The sequence below is a fragment of the Streptomyces sp. NPDC050485 genome (assembly GCF_044458185.1).
Taxonomy (GTDB): domain Bacteria; phylum Actinomycetota; class Actinomycetes; order Streptomycetales; family Streptomycetaceae; genus Streptomyces.
This window is the reverse complement of record NZ_JBITHR010000080.1, coordinates 1-1,365: the sequence shown is the minus strand read 5'-3', so window position 1 is coordinate 1,365 and position 1,365 is coordinate 1. Positions and strand designations below refer to the sequence as shown.

General features: G+C 67.8%; 1 protein-coding gene. It reads right to left on the bottom strand.

Going from position 1 to position 1,365, the window contains the following annotated elements:
- Positions 1-18 precede the first annotated feature (18 nt).
- Complete coding sequence (locus tag ACIBK6_RS42475; protein WP_399058850.1) at positions 19-1,131, bottom strand: IS110 family transposase; 1,113 nt, start codon at positions 1,129-1,131, stop codon at positions 19-21.
- Positions 1,132-1,365 lie beyond the last annotated feature (234 nt).

The following is a 1,365-nucleotide window of genomic DNA, read 5'->3' as shown; positions in this document are numbered from 1 at the left end:
TTGATGCCCCTATGGATGTCAAGTCGCGTCTCGGGCTGGTCCTGTGGGATCTGCCGCCGGGTTTGCGGGGACAATGAGCCGGTAGATCTCTCGGGCGACGTACCGTTTGAGGCAGCGGATGATCTCGCGCTTGGTCTTGCCCTCCGTGAGGCGCCGCTGCATGTAGTTCTGGGAAGGGCCAGCCCAGCGCAGGCGGCTGAGGACGATCCGGTAGAGGGCGGCGTTGGCCTGGCGGTCGCCGCCGCGGTTGAGTCTGCGCCGCTGGGTTTTGCCGGAAGATGCCTCGACAGGGCTGGTGCCGCACAAAGCGGCGAAGGACGCCTCGCTGTCGAGGCGTTCGGGGTTGTCGCCAGCCGAGATGAGCAGGGCTGCTGCGGTATCCGGGCCGACGCCGTGGACGTCGAGCAGGCCCGGAGTGCTTGCTCGGATCGCTTCTGCTATCCGTTTGGTGAGGTCGTTGATCTCCTCGGTCAGGTGCTGGATGCGGCGGGCCAGCAGTCTCAAGGTGTGACGCGCGGCCCCTGCCGGCCCGGAGATCTCCGACTCCACGAGTAGAGCGCACTGTTGGAACAGTTTGGTGTTGCTCAGCTGGGCCAGAGACTCTCGAAGTTCGGCATCGGCGCAGACCAGAACGCTCTTGAGCTGGTTGATAGCCTGGGTGCGGGACTTGATCGCGGATCCCTTCGCCAGCTTGAACAGCCGCAGCATCTCCACCGGGCCGTCGCTCGTCTTCGCCGCGGCGGTGGCACGGCCGGACAACACGGCGCGGGCAGCGGCTTCGGCATCGATCGCGTCGGTCTTGCCATGGCGCCGTCGGGCGGCTTTGTCAGGCTGGTTGACCTCGGTCACCTCGATGCCCTCGGCCCGCAGATGCCGCGTCAGGGCTGCTCCGTAGGACCCGGTGCACTCGACGCCGGCCCGCCGCAGCGTTCCGAACGAGCGTGCCCAGGCGAGGAGTTGACGATATCCGTCCGCGGTCGCCGGAAAGCTGCGGCCGTCCAGAGCAGCGCCGAGCGTGGTGATGACGGCCGCGGCGTGCACGTCCTTGTGGGTGTCGACGCCGAGCAGGATGTCCTCCTCGGCGTCGGCCGGGACGTGACATGGGGCCGTGGGCTGCGTGATGCTGGACAAGGTCACCTGTCTCCTGATCGCCTCGGGTGGTGGTGGCCGTCGCCGGGCCGGGGCGGTCAAGACTGTGACGGTGCCTGTCGCGAAGGCCCCTATCGGGACACGTCCCCTGCCCGGCGGCAGCAAGTACCGCTCCAGGCGGTGGCCGACAGATCAAACTCAAGGCACAGGGCCAGTCGCGGCGCGAGTCAGGCCACCGCTCGGAGCAGTACCCGAACATCCTCACAGTCGCGGCGG